The organism is Cryobacterium sp. TMT1-2-2 (genome assembly GCF_004403505.1).
Classification (GTDB): domain Bacteria; phylum Actinomycetota; class Actinomycetes; order Actinomycetales; family Microbacteriaceae; genus Cryobacterium; species Cryobacterium flavum.
In genome coordinates this window covers 75,635-97,288 of record NZ_SOGS01000009.1, presented here as the reverse complement: position 1 = coordinate 97,288, position 21,654 = coordinate 75,635, and the positions used below count along the sequence as shown (strand labels likewise).

Annotated in this window: 19 protein-coding genes; 9 read left to right on the top strand and 10 right to left on the bottom strand. The window is 62.2% G+C overall.

Annotated features, from left to right (window positions below; translation table 11 throughout):
• Nucleotides 1–406: 406 nt before the first annotated feature.
• From E3T35_RS07550 to E3T35_RS07535, 4 genes are read right to left on the bottom strand one after another with little or no spacing between them, the layout of a single operon-like run.
• Nucleotides 407–1,663 carry a Zn-dependent hydrolase gene (locus E3T35_RS07550; RefSeq protein ID WP_134378295.1) on the bottom strand — a complete coding sequence of 419 codons (1,257 nt, stop codon included), beginning with the start codon at nucleotides 1,661–1,663 and terminating at the stop codon, nucleotides 407–409.
• Entirely contained in the window at nucleotides 1,660–2,898 is a 1,239-nt protein-coding gene (locus E3T35_RS07545) for an amidohydrolase (protein ID WP_134378294.1), read from the bottom strand. The genes E3T35_RS07550 and E3T35_RS07545 overlap by 4 nt, the downstream gene beginning before the upstream one ends.
• Nucleotides 2,895–3,620 (bottom strand): hypothetical protein, encoded by a 726-nt coding sequence (locus E3T35_RS07540; protein WP_134347046.1) that lies wholly within the window; start codon nucleotides 3,618–3,620, stop codon nucleotides 2,895–2,897. The genes E3T35_RS07545 and E3T35_RS07540 overlap by 4 nt, the downstream gene beginning before the upstream one ends.
• A 22-nt stretch (nucleotides 3,621–3,642) precedes the next feature.
• Nucleotides 3,643–4,398 (bottom strand): DUF5058 family protein, encoded by a 756-nt coding sequence (locus tag E3T35_RS07535; RefSeq protein ID WP_092451416.1) that lies wholly within the window; start codon nucleotides 4,396–4,398, stop codon nucleotides 3,643–3,645.
• Nucleotides 4,399–4,416: 18 nt separating this feature from the next.
• On the opposite strand from E3T35_RS07535, the gene E3T35_RS07530 reads away from it, so the two are divergent.
• On the top strand, nucleotides 4,417–5,463 hold the full coding sequence (locus tag E3T35_RS07530; protein WP_370449211.1) for an Lrp/AsnC family transcriptional regulator: 1,047 nt from the start codon (nucleotides 4,417–4,419) through the stop codon (nucleotides 5,461–5,463).
• Nucleotides 5,464–5,479: 16 nt separating this feature from the next.
• Here the strand turns inward: E3T35_RS07530 and E3T35_RS07525 are convergent, their stop codons facing one another.
• Entirely contained in the window at nucleotides 5,480–6,907 is a 1,428-nt protein-coding gene (locus E3T35_RS07525) for an amidase (RefSeq protein WP_134347047.1), read from the bottom strand.
• 422 nt (nucleotides 6,908–7,329) lie between these two features.
• Complete coding sequence (locus E3T35_RS07520; RefSeq protein ID WP_134347048.1) at nucleotides 7,330–8,034, bottom strand: TetR/AcrR family transcriptional regulator; 705 nt, start codon at nucleotides 8,032–8,034, stop codon at nucleotides 7,330–7,332.
• Between the two features lie 255 nt (nucleotides 8,035–8,289).
• Between E3T35_RS07520 and E3T35_RS07515 the strand changes: the two genes are divergently transcribed.
• From E3T35_RS07515 to E3T35_RS07485, 7 genes are read left to right on the top strand one after another with little or no spacing between them, the layout of a single operon-like run.
• On the top strand, nucleotides 8,290–9,933 hold the full coding sequence (locus E3T35_RS07515; RefSeq protein ID WP_134347049.1) for a class I adenylate-forming enzyme family protein: 1,644 nt from the start codon (nucleotides 8,290–8,292) through the stop codon (nucleotides 9,931–9,933).
• Nucleotides 9,930–10,712 carry an SDR family oxidoreductase gene (locus tag E3T35_RS07510; RefSeq protein WP_134347050.1) on the top strand — a complete coding sequence of 261 codons (783 nt, stop codon included), beginning with the start codon at nucleotides 9,930–9,932 and terminating at the stop codon, nucleotides 10,710–10,712. Before E3T35_RS07515 ends, E3T35_RS07510 begins: the two co-directional genes overlap by 4 nt.
• Nucleotides 10,713–10,756: 44 nt before the next feature.
• Nucleotides 10,757–12,040, top strand: a complete 1,284-nt coding sequence (locus E3T35_RS07505) for an acyl-CoA dehydrogenase family protein (protein ID WP_134378293.1) — start codon at nucleotides 10,757–10,759, stop codon at nucleotides 12,038–12,040.
• Nucleotides 12,040–13,140, top strand: a complete 1,101-nt coding sequence (locus E3T35_RS07500; RefSeq protein ID WP_198417799.1) for a phosphotransferase family protein — start codon at nucleotides 12,040–12,042, stop codon at nucleotides 13,138–13,140. The genes E3T35_RS07505 and E3T35_RS07500 overlap by 1 nt, the downstream gene beginning before the upstream one ends.
• Nucleotides 13,141–13,185: 45 nt before the next feature.
• Entirely contained in the window at nucleotides 13,186–14,370 is a 1,185-nt protein-coding gene (locus tag E3T35_RS07495; RefSeq protein ID WP_134378292.1) for a thiolase family protein, read from the top strand.
• Nucleotides 14,371–14,413: 43 nt separating this feature from the next.
• The gene (locus E3T35_RS07490) at nucleotides 14,414–14,659 is read left to right on the top strand and encodes a 3-hydroxyacyl-CoA dehydrogenase family protein (RefSeq protein WP_134347054.1); all 246 of its coding nucleotides are present in this window, start codon (nucleotides 14,414–14,416) and stop codon (nucleotides 14,657–14,659) included.
• A gap of 33 nt (nucleotides 14,660–14,692) precedes the next feature.
• Nucleotides 14,693–16,003: an MFS transporter gene (locus tag E3T35_RS07485; RefSeq protein WP_134347055.1), complete on the top strand. Its 1,311-nt coding sequence runs from the start codon at nucleotides 14,693–14,695 to the stop codon at nucleotides 16,001–16,003.
• Nucleotides 16,004–16,656: 653 nt separating this feature from the next.
• On the opposite strand, the gene E3T35_RS07480 is transcribed toward E3T35_RS07485, so the two are convergent.
• The 4 genes from E3T35_RS07480 to hisD are packed head-to-tail and all read right to left on the bottom strand — an operon-like array spanning nucleotide 16,657 to nucleotide 20,050.
• Nucleotides 16,657–16,899: a hypothetical protein gene (locus E3T35_RS07480; RefSeq protein WP_134378291.1), complete on the bottom strand. Its 243-nt coding sequence runs from the start codon at nucleotides 16,897–16,899 to the stop codon at nucleotides 16,657–16,659.
• A 23-nt stretch (nucleotides 16,900–16,922) separates the two neighbouring features.
• Nucleotides 16,923–17,888, bottom strand: a complete 966-nt coding sequence (locus tag E3T35_RS07475) for a 3-hydroxyacyl-CoA dehydrogenase family protein (protein ID WP_134347056.1) — start codon at nucleotides 17,886–17,888, stop codon at nucleotides 16,923–16,925.
• 58 nt (nucleotides 17,889–17,946) lie between these two features.
• Nucleotides 17,947–18,693: an SDR family NAD(P)-dependent oxidoreductase gene (locus E3T35_RS07470; RefSeq protein ID WP_134347057.1), complete on the bottom strand. Its 747-nt coding sequence runs from the start codon at nucleotides 18,691–18,693 to the stop codon at nucleotides 17,947–17,949.
• A gap of 10 nt (nucleotides 18,694–18,703) precedes the next feature.
• Nucleotides 18,704–20,050: a histidinol dehydrogenase gene (gene hisD / locus E3T35_RS07465; RefSeq protein ID WP_134347058.1), complete on the bottom strand. Its 1,347-nt coding sequence runs from the start codon at nucleotides 20,048–20,050 to the stop codon at nucleotides 18,704–18,706.
• A 212-nt stretch (nucleotides 20,051–20,262) separates the two neighbouring features.
• Between hisD and E3T35_RS07460 the strand changes: the two genes are divergently transcribed.
• Nucleotides 20,263–21,627, top strand: a complete 1,365-nt coding sequence (locus E3T35_RS07460) for an MFS transporter (RefSeq protein WP_134347059.1) — start codon at nucleotides 20,263–20,265, stop codon at nucleotides 21,625–21,627.
• Nucleotides 21,628–21,654 lie beyond the last annotated feature (27 nt).

Here is a 21,654-nt window from a genome sequence, read left to right as displayed (position 1 = left end):
GCACTCCTCGATCGGAGATGTCAGCCCCGTCGCCTTCGAACTGCAATACTCATCACAGACCGCGGAAGTTCAACTCGCCGCTTAACCCGTGTCCACTAACCGGGGGCAAGGCCACCCCTTGGTGTCCAATCATGTGACTCCCCGCAATGTCACGAACATGTATGGTCGGCTAGCATTCTGATCGGTCCTGCGTAGGCACGTTCCAGGGAAAAACATCATCTCGAAAAGAGGCATCACCCATTTCTTCTCCGGAACGCGTGAATCCTGTTTGACTGCCTTTTTTATTGAACCGCGGAAATGTACTCCTGGGGTGCGTCGCGCTGGGTCAGCTCGAGAACCACATGTTGGCCTCTAGAATCCCGGGAGCACTTCTCGCTGGCCACCTTGAAGGCGCGGGGCGGGACCGTCAGTCGCGGGCGAGGCTCACCAGGGTGTCGAGCAGCACATTCGCGCCGTTCTCCACGTCGATCCACGCAGTGTTCTCCTCGGGGCAGTGGCTGCGTCCGTCGATGCTCGGCACGAAAATCATGCCCGTCGGCGCCAGCTGAGCCATGTTTTGCGAGTCATGGCCAGCCCCGGACGGCAGCGAGCTGTACAACAACTCACGCGCGGCGGCCGCGGCCTCGATGGTCGCCTGAATGCTGGCGTCGAGCCGAACCGGCGGGATCGTGACCTCAAAATCGAACTCCACTTGCACCCCGTAGCGCAGCGCAATCTCCCGGGCCACATCCACGATGGTCGTTTGCAGGACGTCAACCAGATCCGTCTCCGCTTCCCGAAAATCCACCGTAACCCGGGCCAGCCCTGGGATCACGTTGGCGCTTCCCGGCTCGACCGTCACGATTCCCGAGGTGACGACGGCACGCTCGCTAACGCTTGAGGCCACTTCGGGCAGCGCCACGAGCAGCGCGCCGGCGGCAGTGAGGGCGTCGCGGCGCTGGTTCATCGGGGTGGTGCCGGCATGGTCGGCCCGGCCTCGGAACGACACCACGCCGCCGCCGAGCGCCACGATGCCGGTGACCACGCCGATGTCGTGCCCGAGCTGCTCGAGCGTCGGTCCCTGCTCGATGTGCAACTCCACCGTGGCGTGCAGCGTAGCGGGGTCCAGCTTGGTCGCCGTGGCCGCATCGAGGTCTCCGCCGGTGGCCGCGAAGGTGTCAGCGAACCGGTCGCCGTCTCGACCGGTGAGCGACTCCAGCTCGGTGCGGGAAAATCCTCGTGCGAGTGCGCTCGACCCGAACAGATGGGCGTAGTTGCCCTCCTCGTCGGTGAACATGACCGCCCGCACCGGCCGGTCTAGGGCTGGGCGTTCCTCTTGAATGCGGCGCAGGCATTCCAGCGCGGCGAGCACACCGAGCGCCCCGTCGAATGCGCCCCCGTTTGGCACGGTGTCGATGTGCGACCCGGACCACACAGCGGGCTGGGCCGCAGTCCGGGCATCGTAGTCGGGCGATACGACGATGTTCCCGATGCCGTCCACTTCCGCCCTGAGACCGGCTTCGGCGCAGCGCCCGAGCAGCCATGCGCGAGCCTCGCCATCCGCTGCCGAGAAGGAAGTGCGATCCAGGCCGCCGCCCGGCCCGCATCCGATGCTGCCGAGTGCTTTGAGGTCAGCGACCAGTCGGGGTCCGTTGACCGAGAGTCGGGCTGTTGAGGTGCTCATGCGGCGCCGCCCGGCGTGCCGACCCGGGACAGTATGGCGGTGAGGGCGGCGGTGAGCCCGGCTGCCAAGGCAGGCTCAGAGTCGGGGGCGAAATGTGGGGAGTGGTTGCCGGCGACGGATTCGGTTGCGTCGATGGTTTGCTGGGAATAGCCGCCGAACATCCAATACACCGAGGGTACGCCGATGGCCTCGGCAAGCAGTCCGAAGTCCTCACTTCCCATCACTGGCGGAACCTCTTTTACGCCGTTCGCTCCGAGGGCGCCGCTGAGCGCAGCGATCAGTTGTTGGGTTGCCGCCGGGTCGTTGTAGCAGCGGGGGAATGTGGAGAGCACCTCGATCATCGGATCGGGGGCTCCGGATGCTTGTGCTTCGGCCGCGATGATGCGGCGCAGCGAATCCAGTACGCGGGTCCGCACTTCGACGTCAAAAGTGCGCACGTTTACAGTGAACTCGGCAGTGGCGGGGATGATGTTTTCCTTGAGTCCGCCGTGGAAGGTGCCGACCGTGACCACAGCGGCCTTCATCGGGTGCACCTCTCGCGACACGACGGTCTGCAGACGCACGACCATGTGAGCGCCGATCACGATCGGGTCGATCGACTGATCGGGCTGGGAGCCGTGGGCCTGACGGCCGTGCACGGTCACCTTCCAGGAATCAGCCATCGCCATCGCCACGCCGCTGCTGATGTCGACGGTGCCAGCGAGGCCGGGCCAAACGTGCTGGCCGAAGACGATCTCGGGGCGGGGGGCGCGGTCCCACAGCCCGTCGGCGAGCATGGCTACCGCTCCCGCCCCGGTCTCTTCCCCGGGTTGGAAGATGAACACCACGGTGCCTGCCCAAGCGGACGGGTGGGTGACGAGGTGCTCGGCCAGTGTCAACGCGACTGTCATGTGAGTGTCGTGGCCACACCCGTGCATCGCAGGCACGTCGGTGCCGTCGGCCAGGGTGCCGCGGGCGGTGCTCGCGTAGTCGAGTCCGGTCTCTTCCTGGATAGGCAGGCCGTCGATGTCGGCGCGGTAGGCGACCGTGGGACCGGCGCCGTTGCGCAGGATACCGACGACGCCGGTCCCGCCGCAGCGGAAGGTCTCGAGCCCGAGATCATCAAGGCGCCGGGTGAGGAACGCACAGGTCTCGGTCTCCTGCATGGACAGTTCCGGATGCGCGTGCAGGTGCCGGTACAGCTCCTGCATCGCGCGGGTCGTGGTGTCATCAGTCGGAAGTAGGGTCACGGTCATGAGATCTCTTTCGTGGAGTCGGAGCGGGGCTTGCTGCGTAGGAACCAGGCCAGCACGGCGGTGGTGACGACGGTAATTCCGGTGGCGAGGTTTGCGACGCTGGGGACGGCGGGCACGAGCACGAAGAAGACGAACGCGGCTGTGCCGATGGCGATAAGCGTGACGCGAGGTTGTTTCAATGACACCACGAGCTGCACGATGACCCCGCCGATGATGCTGGGGAAGATGTACAGGCGCGCGACGTCGGTGACGTCGGCTGGCACGATGTTGACCAGCCAGGAGCCGAATAGACCGACGAACACCAGCATGAAGAACACGTGCACCATCGCGGCGCCGCAGATGGCCATCAGGGCTGAGAATTCGCCGCGCTTGGTGCCAGCCTTAGCGCCGATGGCCGCTTGGGCGACCAGTGCAGAGGGGAGCAGCTTGTTGGCGATGTTGCCGATCATGAACGCCTGGTACATTGCCGCGGGACCAAGGATCGGGTAGTAGGTGATCGGTTCGACCACCCACAGCACCGAGAACACGGCGGCAACGGCGAGGAACGCGATCCAGACCTGTGTCTGCGTGATGCCAAGGTCGGCGAAAAGCACCAGGTAGAGCGGCGCGGCGAGTGACATGACCAGTGCGGCGATCATGGTGGACCGACCCCAGCGGCTCGTTGTGCGGTCGAAGGTCGCCAAATCGGCGGACGGCGTGGTGATCACTGTTGTGGAGAACATGCTGGCCTTTCTCGATGTTGGTTCAGGCGACCGGTGCGAGGCCGGTGGTGTGGGCGGTGTATGCGACGATGAGGCCGATCACGATGGAGAAGCCGAGCCCCCATTCGCGTAGCCAGCCCAAGTTGAAGCGGCGTGCCAGGAACAGGCAGGCGCCCATCACCGCGGCCGAGGTGACAACGGTCAGGATGTGCACGGGGGTTTTGCCGAGCTCGCCGATGCCGAGGCTCGCGAACGCTCCGAGGAGCGCGGCAGCGGGGATGATGGCCATCAGGGTGGGGTTCACGCTGCGCAGCCGAGAGTCGCCGCGTTTAAGCAGCGGGGTCAACACCAGGGTGGCGATCATCCACATGGCGCCGGAGAGGCTCATCGCCATAAATGCGACGGCGAACACGCTCTGGGTGTAGCTCGCGTCGCCAAGGGCTGCTCCCATGGTACTGGCGGCAATACTGGCCGAAGCAGTCTCGGTGGCAGCCGACCCGACCAGACCGACGCGCACCAGCACAGCCGGGGTTCCGAACAGGCTGAGCAGGGCCACACTGACGAGCACTACCGCCAGGGAGGGGCCAATTGCGGCCACGGCGCCGGCGCGGAACGAGGTTTTCAGTTCGGCCGAGCTGATGCCGGCCGCCGGCGCGGCGATCCGGGCCGCACGTATGTACACGACCGTTTGCAGGATGATGGCGGCGAACACGCCGACAGCCAAAATCCACAGGATTGGCAGGTTGGCAATGGCAAGGATGTCGGTTGAGTCAGGGTCACCGGGTAGGGACGTAATCATAAGTGCTCCAGTGCTGGAATGCGGGTGGGGCAGTGCGTGATGATAAGTTCGGCGCTAAGGAAATCCTTGTATTTTCAAGGAACGGCGTACGAGCAAGGATGGATTGTGCGGCTACTGGATCCCTTGGAGCGGCGGATTGCGGCCGCGCTGCAGTTCGACGGGCGCAGCTCTTGGAGCCAAATCGCCGTCGTGCTCGGCGAACCGGAGCGCACTGTCGCCCGCCGGGGCAGTGAACTGATCGAAGCCCGGCTGGTGCAGGTGGCCGGACTCCGCCCACAATCCACCTCGGTGATCATCCGCGTTCAGACCGCGCCGGGCACCACGCGCGCGACCGCGAACGCACTGGCGCAGCGTCGCGATTCGACCTTCTCGTACACGATGACCGGCGGCGTGGACTGTGTCGTCGAAGTGCTGACCGAGGCCGAGCTGATGCCGGCACTGCTCACGGACGAGATCCCCGGTACGGTCGGTTTGGTGCGCGCAGTCAGCTACCCCGTGATGCGCTACTTCCGCACCATCCGCGGCTGGCAGCCTGACTTGCTGACGGAGGTCGAAGCTGATGCCCTGCGGGCCGGTGTGACGACGGACACGTGGAGTCTGCAGGAGCCGCAGCGGCTGAGCCGGGTCGACAACGAGATCGTGGAGGCGCTTTGCCGAGACGGGCGGGTGTCCTGCGAACGGTTGGCCCGCCTGACTGGGGTGTCCAACGCCACGGCCCGCCGCCGCACGGAATGGCTGCTGCAGAACAACCATGTTTACATTCGGGCGGTCGTTGAACCGGCGAGTGTCGGCCTTCCCGTCGAAGCGTTTTTGTGGATCCGCAGCGACCCGAAGAACGTCGAGGCGGCCGGGCGAGAGCTCGCGGCCTCGCCGCTGGTGAGGTACGCAGCCGCGGTCGCCGGCGACTACCAGATCGTAGCGAATGTCACGGCGAAGGACCAAGCTGCCCTCTATGCCTGCGTGACGTCCGCGCCTTGGGTTGCTCACACCAAATCGATTGATGTCAGTCTGCTGCTCGAGGCTTTCAAACGAGGCGGACGAGTGCTGCAGCCCGCGCGAATCTGAACGTCGACGACGCATCTCAGCTACCTATGTCGCGCAGATCGGGAGCCTGCCACGCATAGCGGGTGGCCTGTTCGAAGCTGTACCCCACCTGCAGCAGCTCGACATCCTGCCCGTGGTCCATGACCAGCTGTAATCCGACCGGCAGACCGGACTCGCTGAAGCCCGCTGGCACGCAAAGCGCGGGAAGCCCGGTCGCAGAAACGACGCAGGCGGAACGCATCCACTCAAGGTAGTTCTCAAACGGCACGCCGTCGATCTCGGTCGGATACCGCAGGGCGGCATCGAAGGGAAGCAGCTGGGCGGCCGGACTCGCGAAAACGTCGTAGCGGGCGAAGAAGATACGGGTCTTTTGCGCTAACCGGGTGCGGGCCAGCGCGGCCGAGACGACGTCGGCTCCGTTCAGAGCAAGGCCGCGCTCCACATTCCAGCGCACCTCGGGTTTAATCTTGTCGCCGTGCCGGGCCACAAGATCGCCGTAGGACAAGGCAAAGTCGAACGCGCGCACTGTGCTGAACACCTCATCGGCATCACGCAGATCAGGGGCCGCCTGCTCCACCGTCGCGCCGAGGTCTTCGAACACCTGCAGCTGCTGATGCAGCACGCGCAGCACCTCTTTCTGCACCGGAATGCCCAGACCGAAATCGTCGGACCAGCCGATGACGAGCCCTGTGAGATCGCGCTGCAGCGGCTCAAGAAACCGGCGTGCCGGCACCGGGTTGAAATACGGTGTAGCGGCGTCTGGTCCCGCAATCACCGACATAGCCAGGGCAATATCGGTCACCTCCCGGGCCAAGGGACCGCTGCGAGAGAGCCAGCTCCAGGCGTTACGGCTCGGCTGCAGGGGGACCACGCCGAGCGACGGCCGGAATCCCACCACGTTGCAAAAAGAGGCGGGAATGCGCAGCGAGCCGCCCATGTCGCTGCCGTCGCTAATGGCCTGAATGCGTGCGGCCAGAGCTGCGGCGGCCCCTCCGCTACTGCCGCCCGCGCTGAGAGAGGGGTCATACGGGTTGGTGGTCGTTCCGAAGACCTCGTTGAAGGTGTGCGACCCGGCCGCGAACTCCGGCACGTTGGATTTACCGGTGGTGACGACACCGGCGGCCTTGAACCGCTCGATGATCAGATCGTCGTGATCGGGCACGTGGTCAGCGAACACTGGTGACCCGAAGGTCGTGCGCAGGCCGGCGGTGGAATGCGTGTCCTTATGCGTGATCGGAACGCCGTGCAGTGGAGGCAGATCGTCGCCGCTCAGGGTGCGGGTGTCGGCGGCCACCGCAAGGTCGCGGGCCGCTTCACGATCTTGGGTGACGATGGCGTTGATGCGAGGGTTCACCCGGTCGATCTGGGCGAGGTGCGCGTCGAGGGCTTCGTTGGCCGAGATCTCGCGTCGGCGAATGGCTAGAGCGAGCGCGGATGCTGACAACTCGGTGATCTGGTCGCTCACGGTTCATCTCCTGCTTGGGCGGTGGACCGGATGTCTCCGGTGGGTAGAAGTCTCGTGGTCGGCAGGCGCGACAGTGAGCGGAGGCCCGTGAAAACGTCCGTTTGAATGGTTATAGCCACGATTTTGGCCGATTTCGTCATGGAGGGGCGGCTTGTGAAAAAAAGTGAAATATGCGGCGGTTGCGGTCATTTTCACTGAATGCAGGTGGCTAGCCGGGTTCGTAGGGCACCGAAGAAACCCTGACAGTAGGGACCTTTGGGAATGGCATATCGCTCAGAGTCGCATTCGTCGCCTTGGTGCGTGCACGGTGTCGAGGAACCACACAGCGGGACGTGACCCGAATCCTCGAACCTAAGGGCAGTCTGGCCGCTCTGTGCAGCGGCCAGACGAGATAGCCAAAATTCACTGGTCGCTGCTCACGGTCAGCCGCGGTTCGGCCTGCCTCGCGCATCTGTTCGTAAAGGCGTGGGCGCCGTGAGGACACTCCGTCTTTGAGAGCCTGAGCCAACCCCTAAAGTCATTCGGGCGATGTTGGCATATCTGATGGCCAGCTCTTCGGGCGAAAGCTCACCGTCATGGCGGTACCACTGCGCAATACCGGTACACATAGTCACGATGGCTCGGCTGGTGTCTTTGGGGTGCTCAGCGTCAAAGATCCCCTCCCGCATACCCTGATTGATGATGTCGTCCACCATCTGCTGCTGCTTATCGCGGGATTTGATGTGCGCCGTTCGCGACTCGCCTTCCAGACTTCGGATCTCACTAGCAGCGATGAAGGCGAGCTCACTGCGGTGAGCGTGAAAGAGCGCCAGACATTCGATCAGCAGGCGAAACTGTTCCTCCACTGAGGAACCTGCCTCCGCTATAGCGTCCTCGCTCCTGACCAATAAATCCTCCATCGCAAACTGTACGATCGCCACCAGCAGTGCCTGCTTGGAGGCGTAGTGGTGATATAGGCCCGGTACGGAGAGCTTGGCCCGAGCGGCCACAGTGCGAATTGTCGTGCCGTGATAGCCGTGCTCCACAAAACTATCCAAAGCCGCCTGTAGCAGGGGTGGCAGAACATTTTCGGAGTATTTGCGCCATTCGGCTGCATCCTCGACTCTTTTCGCAGTCTCAACTTTCACGAATGCTCCTTCACCTGTTAATGCCTGATTGCCATTGTCTGTCTTGACAGATGATGACGTCTACTCCAGACTAACTCCTACCGAGCGATCGCTCGGTAGGAGTTAGTAAGTCAATTTCGGCGAAGATGCCGGAGGGGGGCGGCTGTCGTGACTCGTTCAACTGTGACCAACCGTTGTGAGATCGGCTCTTCGGTAGAGAGTCGTTCTGGGATCAACGCCGTAGAGGATTCTCAGACCGCACCAGACGTTCTCAGCATGGATGTACGTACAGAGATGCGGTACGAGTCCACCGTAGAGGCGTGGAAGGCCCGCGTCGCCGCCAATCCGGATCGCGTCGCACTTCGCTATTTCGATGGCAGGATGACTGCCGCCGAAGTCGACCGTGCCTCCGACGCTCTCGCTATAGCGCTCGAGGCCCGCGGCACAATCCGCGGCGCCCGGGTAGGCATCTACCTCCAGAACACCCCCCACTATGCGCTTGCCCTGCTGGCCCTCTGGAAATTGGGGGCGACGGCACTGTTGCTGAACCCCATGTACAAACGTAGAGAGCTGCGTCGCCTCGTTGACGACTCGGGCGCAATCGGTGTTATTTGTTCCGACACGGCTGTGTCGGAAACCCGTCAAACGCTTGCCGGAGGCACCGCTTCTTGGCTCATCAGTACCTCTGCACGTGACTTTCAAACGCGAAACGATCCACGCAGCTGTGACATGACAGCACGCCCGGCAGCTTCGGCTGACGGGGACGTCGCGGCTCTGATTCGCGAATTCGACGGCTTGCGACCCGCTGACATTGAGCTGACCCGCGACGACGTGGCGCTCTTGACCTATACCTCTGGAACGACCGGACCGCCAAAGGGCGCCATGAACACCCACGAAAACGTCCTGGCCGTCGCCACGACGTTTGGCCGCTTTGCACGGCTGGCCCCCGGTGACGTCGTCATGGCCGTGGCCCCACTATTTCATATCACTGGCGCCGTCATTAACGCTGCGATCTCACTGTTCACCGACACAACCTTGGTTTTTACGGGCCGCTTCGACCCCAATGTTGTGTTGGAGGCCTTCGCCGAGCATAGGGTCAGCTTTACCATCGGCTCGATTACTGTGTTCAACGCGATTTTGGCGCTTCCGCATGCCAGCGCCAGCCATTTTGCCGCCGTCAAGACTCTGTATTCCGGCGGGGCGCCAATCCCGCCGGCCACCGTGGAACGCTTCAAAAAACGCTTCGGCGTCTACATCCACAATGCCTATGGATTAACCGAAAGCACGTCCGGTGTAATTGCCGTCCCGCCCTGTGCCGAGGCGCCGGTCGACGCCTCCAGCGGCACTCTTTCCATCGGCATTCCGCTACCACACGTTGTAGCCAGAGTCATCGACCAGAACGGTCAACCCGTTCCGCCGGGTACCCAGGGCGAGCTGGAATTATCTGGACCCCAAATCATCCCGGGTTACTGGAATAATCCGGATGCCACCACCCACGCAATGCCCGGAGGCAGGTTTCGCACCGGCGACGTGGCCATCATCGACACCCAAGGCTGGGTTTATCTGGTCGACCGGCTGAAAGACCAGATCAACGTCTCCGGGTACAAGGTCTGGCCCCGCGAGGTCGAGGACACGCTATACGAACATCCCGCAGTCCATGAGGCCGCTGTGATCGGCCAGGCGGATGAGTACCGCGGCGAAACCGTCGTCGCTTTCGTGTCCCTGAAATCAGGTGCATCGGCCACTCCAGCAGAACTCATCGCATTCACCAAAGAGCGCCTCGCAGCTTACAAGTACCCCCGCATCGTGCACATCATCGACGACCTACCCAAGACACAGACCGGAAAAATTCGCCGCCAGGAGCTCCGTGATGAAAACACGGCAGCCCACGACCTACCGTCCGAGAAAGACAAACTATGAGCGAGCAATCCGTCCAAGCACACCGCCTCGAGGGCAAGACGGCCATCGTCACGGGGGCCAGTCGCGGTATCGGACTGGCCATCGCCTTGCGGCTGGTGGCGGAGGGCGCCCGGGTCTGTATCACCGCTCGTAACACCGAGGCGTTACACGATGCGGCCGCCCAGTTCCCGAACGGATCCGTACTCCCCCTCGCCGGCAAAGCCCACGATCCGGACCACCGCCTCGAGGTACTCAATGCCGTCACCGAAACATTCGGCCAGCTGGACATCCTCGTCAACAATGCGGGCATCAACCCCGTCTACGGATCGGTGATGGATCTAGACCTGTCCGCCGCGCGCAAGATCACCGAGGTGAACGTCTTCGGCACCCTGGCCTGGATCCAGGATGCTTACCACCACGTTGCCCTCGATTTCGCCGGCCGCGGCGGCACCGTGATTAACGTGTCTTCGGTCACCGGGCAGACACCGGCACCCGGCATCGGTTTCTATGGCGTGACCAAGGCCGCCATCGCGCATCTGACCCGCACCCTTGCCGTCGAAATGGGGCCGAAGATACGAGTGAACGCGGTTGCACCGGCGGTGGTCAAAACGCAATTCGCCCAGGCCCTCTACGAAGGCAAGGAAGCGGAAGTCGCCGCGAGATATCCTCTCGCCCGCCTCGGCAACCCAGAGGATGTCGCCGCCACCGTCGCTTTTCTCGCGTCCTCAGATTCGGCCTGGATCACCGGTCAGGTCATCAACCTTGACGGCGGCCTGCTTGCAGCCGGCGGCACCGCTTGACATCCCCCACTCATCGGCCCCCACCCGCGAAAGGAAATAGAACAATGAGCACCGAGTCACTGCCCGTCGACATCGAAGATTTGCGAATCCGCACCCGCGCATTCATCCGCAGCACGGTCATTCCCGCCGAGCCGAGGCCGGGCGAGCGCCTGAGCCAGTCCACCCGGGACCGGCTACAAGCGGCGGCGAAGGCCGCCAATGTCTTTGCCCCGCACGTCCCTAAGGAATTCGGCGGCCAGGGCGTCCCCATTCAGCACTGGTCCGCAATCTTTCAAGAGGCCGGATATTCCCCGATCGGCGCGTCCGCACTCAACTGCATGGCGCCGGACGAAGGCAATATGCACATGCTAAATCTGATCGCTACGGAGGCGCAGAAACAGCGATACCTTGTACCCCTGGCCGCCGGCACGTCGCGGTCCTGCTTCGGAATGACCGAGCCGCACCCTGGTGCCGGTTCAGATCCGGCCGCCCTGCGAACCGTGGCGACAAAAGTCGACGGTGGATGGTCCATTAATGGTCACAAACGATTCACAAGCGGCGCCGACGGCGCAGCCTTCTGCATCGTGATGGCCCGCACCGAGGCTGTCGGAGACGCCCCGACCGGTGCCACCATGTTCCTGGTCGATCTCGACAACCAAGGCATCCGGCTCGGCGAAAGCATCCACACCATGGACCGTGCCATAGCTGGCGGTCATCCCCACATTTATCTCGATGACTGCTTTGTGGCGGATGACGCGGTACTGGGGGCCGTCGGACTCGGCTTCAGATATGCCCAAGTGCGCCTCGGCCCAGCCCGGCTCACGCACTGCATGCGCTGGCTTGGCCTGGCGCGGCGCTCGCTGGACATCGCCCTCGACCGGATCGAGCGCCGTGAGCTGTTCGGCTCTCCGATGAAGAACCTTGGCCTTGCCCAGGAATTGATTGCCCAATCGGTGATCGATATTGAAACCTCTGACGCCATCATCACTAAGACCGCCGCGCTGCTCGACACGGATCCACGGGCCGGATCCGCGATGTCCTCCATTGCCAAGGTGCACTGCTCGGAAGCGATCTTCCGGGTGGTCGACCGCGCCATCCAGCTCTGCGGTGGCGACGGCGTTTCCGACGCGCTTCCCTTGGCCGCGTACCTGAACGAGGTTCGTCCGTTCCGAATTTACGACGGCGCTAACGAGACCCATAAATGGGCCATCTCCCGGCGCGCCTCGTCGATGAGGAAGCGGGCCGTCGATGCGGGCGAGCCGTACCTGGCCGATGTGCACGGCTTTACTACGGACCGTGGTAATTTGCACGCCGCTGATCTCAACACCGAGCTGGCGGAAATTCACTGATGCACACCACTCCCGACGGCGTCGAAGTCGTCGCCAGCCGCACCGATGCGGCACAGTTGGGCTCACCGCCGCTTCTCATTCTGGACGCAGTCGAAGAGTTCATGGATGCTAGGGGCCTCGGTGCCGGCCGGCTGTCCTGGGGTCGGATTGGGGATGGGCAATCCAATATCACCTATCGTCTCCAGCGTGGCAGCGAGGTGTTTGTGTTGCGCCGGGGGCCACGTCCCCCCCTGCCGCGTTCCACCCATGACATGGTCCGTGAGGCGCGAATCCAGCAGCTGGTCAGAAAGCAGGGAGTACCGGTCCCGGAAATCCTCGCTGTCTGCGACGATGAGTCGCTTCTCGGTGTTCCCTTTTACATCATGTCGTTCCTGGGCGGCACCGTCATCACCGATCGAATTCCGAACTACCTCGGTTCCATGACGCAGCGTGAGGCAACCAGCAACGCCGTTGTCGACACCCTGGTGCAGCTGCATCAGGTGGATGTTTCTTCCGGTGAGCTGGCTACGTTCGGGCGTCCGGAAGGCTACCTGAAGCGACAGGTCGAGCGCTTTTCTGCCCTGTGGGAGGTGAACACCACCCGGAATCTGCCCGAGGTCGTCAGCATCGGTGGCTGGCTGGAACGCAATATTCCCACCAGCCAGGCCGCCACAGTGATCCACGGTGACTTCCGAGCCGGCAACCTGATGTTTGAACCGTCGTCCCCGGCACGCGTGATGGCCATCCTGGACTGGGAAATGGCCACGGTGGGTGACCCGTTGGCAGATCTTGGCTATCTCACGGCAACCTATTCGGAACCCGGAAGTTTTCCTACGCCGCTCGAGTTGACCAGCGTGACCCGCGAACCCGGATATCTCTCCCGTGATCAGCTCATTTCGCGGTACCGCGAGCGAATGCATCTGGATCTGGACGCGCTGCCCTGGTACCAGACGCTGGCCCTGTGGAAGGCATCCATTTTCTGCGAAGCCATTTACACCCGCTGGCTCAAGGGTGAACGACCGGGCGACACCGGCTTCGGCCCCTCGCTGGAAGAAGGCATCCCGAGGCTACTGGACGGTGCCCGGCAGTTTGCCGGCGTCGGCTCGACCGTCGCATCCTGAACCCATTCACGCCATTCCCCTGCACGTCATAGAAGCGAGATTGCAGTGTCAGAGCAGAAGATAGTTATCGTTGACGGAGCCAGAACGCCCGTCGGGAAATACAACGGGGCCCTGGCGGCCGTGTCAGCACACCAGCTGGGCGCTATTGCTGCGGCCGCGGCAATGGCGCGCAGCGGCGTTACCGCGGCCGACATCGACGAGGTCATCATGGGCTGCGTCGGCCAAGCCGGTGCGGATGCCTACAACGCCCGCCGCGTCGCTCTGGCAGCCGGCGTGCCCGAGCGCACCCCCGCCTTCACCGTGAATAGGCTCTGCGGCAGCGGTCTGCAGGCCATCTGGTCGGCTGCGCAGCAGCTGCGCTGGGGCGGAGCCGACGTCATCCTGGCCGGCGGCGATGAATCGATGTCCCGGATGCCCTTCCTGGATTACAACGCCCGCGGCAATGCCCGGCTGGGGGACCGCACCCAAGTCGACGGCACACTGGCCATGCTCACCGACCCGTTCAGCGAAAAACACATGGGTGTCACCGCCGAAAACGTAGCCAAAAAATACGGGGTGTCTCGGCGGGAACAGGATGAGTTTGCCTGGGAGAGCCAACGCAGAGCGGGCACCGCGGAAGCCCAGGCGGTATTTCTCGAGGAAATCACGCCGGTTCTGGTTCTCGGGAAGAAGCCGGTGACTGTGACCGTCGATGAGGCACCGCGCCCGGACACTACCCTTGAAACGCTGCAGGGGCTCCGCCCGGCGTTTCAGACGGGGGGCAGCGTGACCGCCGGCAACTCATCGGGAATCAACGATGGCGCCGCGGCCGTAATTTTAATGAAGGACAGCACGGCCCGCGAACGAGGACTCGGTGGCCTGGCCACTCTGGAATATGTCGCGACGGCGGGGATCGATCCGGCGCTGATGGGCTATGCTCCGGCCCTGGCGCTGCGAAAACTCTTTGACGAGACCGGACTCAGTCCGGCAGATATTGAGATCGTCGAGCTTAACGAAGCGTTCGCGGCCCAGTCCGTCGCCGTCATCCGTGACCTGAAACTTGATCCAGAAAAGACCAACCCCTACGGCGGGGCCATCGCCCTGGGCCACCCCATCGGAGCGACCGGCGCCATCCTGACCCTCCGTGCGGCCCGGCATTTGCAGCGCAGCGGCACGGAATATGGCATCGTCACGCTGTGCATCGGCGGCGGTCAGGCACTCGCCGCTCTGATCAGGAGGTACGAGGCATGACGCCTCAAACGGCAATATCGAGGATCGAAACGGTGGGTGTTGTATGAAACTCGGTTGCGGGTATCCCATCGGGCCGCTGGAACTGTCGGATTTCATTGGACTTGACGTGGTCTGCGACGTGGCTGACTCCATTTATGCCGAGTCCAGGGACGCGGCCGTCATTGTTCCGAACAACCTGCGTCGACTGGTCGAAGCAGGACAGCTTGGCCGAAAGACCGGAGCCGGGTTCTACCCGCACGACAAAGTGTCCGGCTTGCGACCCATCGACATCCCGTTTGGGGTGCACTGACGTGAATACCTTGAGGCAAAGGAGCCTTTTCTGATGACCCAGATCGACGAGACCGACAACGACACGGCCAGAGAAACCACCGGCGTCACCGAACGGTCTAAACGGCGGGACCTGATCGCCAGCACTCTCGGCAACGTTCTCGAATGGTATGAGTGGAGCGCCTACGCGGTCTTTGCGCCGTTCATCGCCGCTGCCATGTTCAACCCCGAAGATCCCATCTCCGGACTCCTCTCCACTCTGGGAGTATTTGCCGTCGGCTTCTTAATGCGACCGCTTGGCGGCATCGTCTTCGGCCTTGTCGCCGACCGGCGCGGGCGCAAATTCGTCCTGGTCACGACAATGCTCATGATGGCTGGCGGAAGCCTGGCCATGGCAGTGATGCCGACGTATCAGAACGCCGGCGCCTGGGCGTCATTCCTGCTGCTCATGGTCAGGGTCATACAAGGGTTTGCGCACGGCGGAGAAACCGCGACCGCTTATACCTACGTCGCCGAAATTGCGCCGCGGCGCCATCGCGGACTCTGGGGCAGCGCCGTCTTCATCGCCATCTTCGGCGGGTCTGTATTGGCCTACGGTGTCGCCGGCGGTGTGACCAGCATCATGCCCGACGACAGTGTGGCGGCCTGGGGATGGCGTATCCCGTTCATCCTCGGCGCTTTCCTCGCCCTTGCGGCTCTCTACATGCGACGCAACATGGGTGAGAGCGAGGTCTTCGACGACCACACGGCCGGCACCGAAAAGCCGGCCCCGCTCCCGAAAGCTCAGGTTGCCCGAACAATCGTGCTGATGATCGCCATGACTTCTGGGGTGACAGCGGCTCACTACACCTGGACCTCGTACGCCTCCACTTACGCGATCACCCAGAAAGGCATGGACTCGGGCACCGCCTTCTGGATGACCCTGACGGCCCAATTGATCGCCCTGGCAACCCTGCCACTCTGGGGATGGGTTTCCGACCGAGTCGGTCGGCGCCCGATGATGCTGATCTTCGCCGTTCTCATGATCGCGCTTTCCCTCCCCCTGACTGCCATGATCGATTCGGCGGGATGGACGCTTCTGCTCGCCTCGGCGATCGCTTTAGTGATCGTCGCCATCCCCGGTGCTTTGCTATCGGCCATCCTCTCTGAGAATTTTCCGACCAGAATTCGCACCCGGGCCATCGGTTTCGCCTATTCCATTTCAGTGGCTGTGTTCGGCGGCACCGCTCCCTACTTGAACGCCCTCCTAAACTCGCTGGATATTGGCTGGCTCTCCAGCGTGTACATCATGGTTCTCTGCGCCTGCACGGGGATCGCCTGTTTCATCATGAAGGAAACGAAGGGCATCGACTTGAAAGACGCCTGAAATCTGTCGCCGGCGGTGGTGCGCTTCCATGTCCCACCGCCGACACCTTCTCTAACGGCCACAGTAATTCCCCCTCAACTTATTCCGAAGTGGCGTCTTTCACGTCACTTCACATCATCTTTTCCTATTCGTCCCGCCTGAATGCCCACCATTGACCCACCTGAATCAACCGTGGCGGACCCAATAAATCCACGTAGACTCAGAGATAGTGAACCGCCCGGTTCCCGGCAAATAAAAGGGAATCCGTGAGTTCCCGAGACTTTCGGTCGTGTCCAGAATCGCCCTAATTCTGCAAGGGGTCGCAGGTTCAAATCCTGTTAGCCCGGCCTAAGGGCCGTTCACGAAACTCTTCACGAAACGGTCCGGTCGGAACAAAAAGAAATCGCTCTTGCGGCTTCTCAGGAGCGATTTCTTGTTCAACCGGATGTTGCGTGACCCTCTACCGGTCATTTGAGGCGTTTGGCTGCCGGTCTGGTGATTCTGGGCCTTAGTGCGCGTCGGATTGTCCAGAACGCTTGGGGTTTGCGTTTTCGGACGATTCGGGGGCCTCACTAAACCGGCTTAAGTTCTCCAGGCAGGTCCGCCGGTCTCATCGGATGCTGGGGCGCGGTGGCTTTACCTGGCTGCGTCACCCCGGGCGGGTACGTAGCCGTTTAGGCGTTACGCCATTCACGGTCGCGACGCCGAACCAGCGCCACGCCCGGTCCCCCGTAAGTCGGCTTCTTCGCGTCGGCTTTGATCTTGTCGCTCATAAACGCGGCGATCTTGCGGAGGTTGAAGTCGGTGAGCAGGATCGTCACGATGATTCGGGCGGCACCGAATCCGCCGCTGGCGAATCTGGCACAACGGGCTTCCTCGGAACACCTAACAAACGATCCCTTATCGCCTACGACCATTAGGACTCACTCATCAAGTAAATCTAGAGCCCAGGGGCCTTTCCGAGCTCGGCACGCAGCTGGGACAGTCGGGCGTAAGCGTGGTCGCGATATACCAGTAATGCCTCCGTTTCGGCGGCATCGATGTCCAGAATTCCACGACCAGATTTGAGGCCGAGATTTCCGTTCTTGACCATTCTGGTCAGCGATTCCGGAGGAGAAAAGCGATCTCCGTAGGACTTCGCGAGGGTTTCATAGGCCGCTTCATACACGTCAAGCCCCGCCATATCGCCGATGGCGAAGGGCCCGAAGAGAGCCAGCCTAAACCCGAAGGAATTGCTGACGACAGCGTCGATCTGTGCGGGTGTCGCGGTGCCCTCTTCGACGATGCGCATCGCCTCTTTATAGAGCGCGAACTGAAGTCTGTTGGCGACGAATCCCGGCGTGTCTGCCACCCGCGCGGGTATCTTGCCCGACTTGACGATGAGGGCTTCGGCGATGTCTACGGCCTCCGGGGCGGTGCTAGGTCCGGGTATTAGCTCGACGCCAGGAATGAAGGGTGCCGGGTTCATCCAATGCACGCCAAGGAATCGCTCCGGGCTGGCGACGGCCGCGGCCAGTTCACCGATGGGAATCGCCGAGGTGTTGGTGCCGATAATGGCGTCGATTCTCGCACTCTGTGAGATCCGCTGCAGGATGTCCAGTTTGACTCCGAGAGTCTCGGGCGCTGCCTCGGCGATGTAGTCCGCCTCGACCACGGCGTCCTCGATAGAGCCTGCCGCGGAGATGTTCTTCCCGATTGTTGCTGCGGCACCCAAGGGCATCAGGCCCCGGCCTTCAAAATCCTCGGCCTGCCTAATGAGACGGATGCGCGCCTTTTCTGCGGTCTGCCCATCAATGTCAGCCAGTCTGACCGGGTGCCCCCCGAGGGCCAGCACCTGAGCGATGCCGCCTCCCATATAACCCGAGCCGACGACGGCCGTTGTGGAAATGCTAGCTGTGACACTCATGTGTAAACCTTCCAACGGGACAGCCCCGGGTTGTGGCCCGAGGCTGCCTGGATCGTGTCTAGCGGATGGTGTAACCACCGTCGATCGCGATGGTGTGACCGGTGATAAGCGATGCGGCGCCGCTGAGCAGGAATGCGACGGCCCCGACGACGTCCTCAGGCTCTCCAAATCTCCCGATCGGGATCCGACCGAGAAGCTCGGCCGCCCAGTCTGACCGGCTCAGGGTGGATTCGGTCAGTTCCGTGCGCACGAATGTGGGTGCGACGGCATTGACCCGAATCCCGTTTCCCGCCCATTCAAGAGCCAGAATCTTGGTCAGGTGAATGAGTCCGGCCTTGCTCGTGCCATAGGCAGCCCGTTCTTCAATCGCAACGATGCCGGTTTGGGAGGCAATGTTGACGATCGACCCAGCCGTGCCGCTGCTCAGCCAGCTTCTGGCCACAGCGGTCGACAGAAAGAAACTGCCTTTGAGATTCGTGTCGAATACCCTTTCCCAGTCCTGCGGTGACACCTCAATGGCGGGTTTTGGGATATTCACGCCGGCGTTGTTGACCAGCATGTCGATGCCACCGCTGTGCAACTGCAGTGTGGCGACGAACTCCGAAATCGAGTCGGGGTCGGTCATCTCGACGGACAGCGACGGTGTGCCATACCGTTCCGCTATCTGCTGACTTGTCGCCGCATCACGACTCGTCCCGTAGACGGTCGCACCTTGCTCGGCAAGGCCATCGGCAATGGCCCTGCCGAGCCCGCGCCCTGCGCCGGTCACGAGTACACGGTGCCCGTCAAGGCGAAAGTCAACCATCGGACCGGTGCTATTTCTCGAAGGTGTGGGTCGACCACGGGAGCGTCGTGCCGCGGTACTTCGCCGCACGAACGTCACCCGAGCGGGCGTGGCCTTCAAAGCGTTCCACGCGTGCGGCCCGTCCACACAGTTCACCAAAGAAGGCGCTGGATTCGGTGTTCGTGACCTCCTGATAGGTCACGGTACGCAAAAACTTACCCACCCAGAGTCCGCCTGTATAGCGGGCAGCCCCACGGGTCGGCAGAACATGGTTGGTTCCGATCACCTTGTCACCGTACGAGACGCAGGTTCCCTCGCCCAGGAATAGTGCACCGTAGAAATTCATCTTCTCGAGCGCTTCGCGGGGATGCTCCGTGAGAATCTGCACGTGCTCGTATGCGTATTCGTCGGCGAGGGAGTAGGCATCATCGAGGTTTTTGACGACGTGAACAGCGCCCCAGTCCTGCCACGCCGCGGCCGCGTAGTCCCGAGTAGGCATGTCGATCAGCAGGGTGTCGATGTGCTCGATGACCAATCGTGCGAGTACCTCGCTGGTCGTGATCAGTACGGCCGGCGAATCCGGACCGTGTTCTGCCTGAGAAAGGAGGTCAACGGCAACGATGAATGCATCGGCGTGCTCGTCGGCGACAATGAGCACCTCCGTGGGCCCGGCAAAAAGGTCGATGCCCACTTCGCCAAAAAGCTGGCGCTTTGCTTCGGCGACGAACGCATTGCCCGGGCCGGCGAGCATGTTGACCGGCTTGATGGTCTCCGTACCAACGGCCATAGCGGCAATGGCCTGGATGCCGCCGAGGAGGTAGATTTCATCGGCGCCGGCGAGGTGCATGGCGACCACGGTCGCATCCGGAATCTCACCCTTTATCAGCGGAGTGCAGGCGGCCACGCGAGCGACTCCGGCGACCTTGGCGGTGATGATGGTCATGTGAGCGCTGGCCAGCAGCGGATACTTACCACCGGGAATGTAGGCACCGACCGCTTGGATCGGCACATTCTTCTGCCCCAGGAGCACACCGGGCAGGGTCTCGATTTCAAAGTCAGTCAGCGACTCGAGCTGCTTCTGCGCCATGAAGCGCACCTGCCCCTGAACGAACGTGATGTCATCAATGACCTGTTGCGGCACGCGGGCCAAAATTTCGGACAGCTGATCTGCTGTGAGAAGGAACGATTCCGGCGCGTAGTTGTCGAATTTCTTCGAGTACTCCCGCACAGCCTCATCACCCCGGGTACGAACGTCGTTGATGACGTTCTCCACCGTGGCACGCACATCAGGAGTACTGCCGCGGTTCGCACTAGTCTCTGCCGGCGCCTTCAGCAGCTGTGAAGCGACGAATGAACTGGTAGCCGTTTCGACGGTCATGGGAAAACCTTCCATCTACGTTGATGGGCGACACTTTGGGCGCCCGGTTCGAGGCCCAACCGAGCCCGACTCGTTGACGAGTGTATACGTATACATCGCGTCGATCAAGACATTGCACTCGTGCCATGAATACGTATACACTCCTGTCTACGGATGCCGCCACTGTGGCCGTAGCCGGAGGCCGACACGGTCACAGACAAAGGAGTCTCAGTATGAGCGCCCCCGCCACTACAGCTGCACCCCCTGCAACTCCACCCACGGTTGATCCGAAAATGCGTCGCAGGGCTCTGGTCTCGTCGACCCTCGGCACCTGTATTGAGTGGTATGACTTCTACGTGTACGGTGTCGCTGCCGCCATCATCCTGAACGTACAGTTCTTTCCCAACGCCAGCCCGTTCGTGGGTATCCTGCTATCTTTCAGCACCTACGCCATCGGCTTCGCCGCGCGCCCGATCGGTGGAATTATTTTCGCCCACTACGGTGATCGGCTGGGCCGCAAAAAGATGCTTATGATCACTCTCGGGCTCATGGGCATCGGCACATTTCTGATCGGCGTCCTTCCGACTTACAACACCATCGGCATCGCAGCACCAATCCTGTTGGTGCTGCTGAGGATCGTCCAGGGCATTGGAGTTGGCGGCGAGTGGGGCGGCGCGGCTCTCATGGCTACCGAATTCGCCCCTGCCAAGAGGCGTGGTTTCTTCGGCTCCTGGCCTCAGATCGGCGTCCCGGTCGGCACGCTGCTGGCCAACGGCGCATTCTTCATTATGGGGGGCCTCATCACCCCCGAGGCTTTCATCGCCTGGGGCTGGAGAATACCGTTTCTGATCTCCATCGTGCTCGTCGCAATCTCATTCTATATTCGCAGCAAGGTGGCCGAATCCCCCGTTTTCGAGGAGATCAAGCGCAAGGGCGAGATCGAGAAGCTTCCGGTAGTGAAGGTCATCAAAACGCGACCGCTTATTATTCTCAAGGTTGTCATGATGCGGTTCGCAGAGAACGCTAACTACTACATCTACACGACATTCCTGCTGGCCTATGGCCCCGCGATCTTGCTGGAGAAGAACAGCATTCTCCTCGCCACGATGATTATGGCCGGCCTCGGTGTCTTCTCCATCCCCTTCTGGGGATGGGTTTCCGACCGGTGGGGTCGCCGCTACACCGTCATGGCCGGCGCAGTCACCATGTTAGTAATGGCTTTCCCGTTCTTCTGGGCCGTTCAGACCGGCGATTTTTTCATGGTGCTGCTCGTGCTGATCCTCACCTGCAACATTGGTCGTGACCTGTGCTATTCCGTCGAACCCGCCTACTTCACAGAGCTTTTCGAACCGAAGCTGCGCTACTCTGGAGCCTCGGTTGGCCCGCAGGTTGCGGCGGTTTTCGCCGGCGGGTTCGCGCCGTTGATCGCTACGCTGTTGATCGGGCCGGAGTTTGACCGGTATTGGCTCGTGGCGGTCTACATGGTGCTGACCTCACTCATCACCCTGGCCGGCGCTTTCTGGTCCCCCGAGACGGCGCCGCGGGTGCGACTGCGCCGCGGCCTCTCCGCCGAATATGATCCAATCGCCAACAAGTAATTCTGTAATCTCCTCGAGGAGGACGAC